Genomic DNA, 372 nt, shown 5'->3' on the forward strand with positions numbered 1-372 from the left:
ATTATGTCCACGAGCATATTTTCCAGCCTTTGGGCATGAACCATACCGCTCTCTTACCTGATTTGTCGGACAATACCTATGTCCGAGACAAGCGGCAGGGTGAGAAAACCTATGATACAAACGGAAGTTTATATCTAGATAAATTGCTTCCCGCGGATATTTATCCAGCGGGGCAGGCGACAGGGACTTTTGCCGATTTCAAGCGGTTCGCGCAAGCTCTTTTGAGAAAGGAAAAGCTCTTTAAGCGCCCAGAAACCTGGAATGAACTGTATCAGACAACTTCTACATTCTCAGATAAAGCAGTCGCTAAGAATGCCCACGGCTTTTGGGTGACAGAGTATGAGATAGGCTCTATTTTAGGGCACGGCGGTC

The 372-nt window shown here is 46.8% G+C and carries 1 protein-coding gene; it reads left to right on the forward strand.

Annotated elements, in window-relative coordinates; genetic code table 11:
- The coding region (locus RG608_RS11600; RefSeq protein ID WP_374989841.1) for a serine hydrolase at positions 1–372 on the forward strand (372 nt) is incomplete at both ends.

Source organism: Streptococcus sp. IsoGale022, assembly GCF_031142805.1.
GTDB classification, from domain to species: Bacteria; Bacillota; Bacilli; order Lactobacillales; family Streptococcaceae; genus Streptococcus; species Streptococcus sanguinis_A.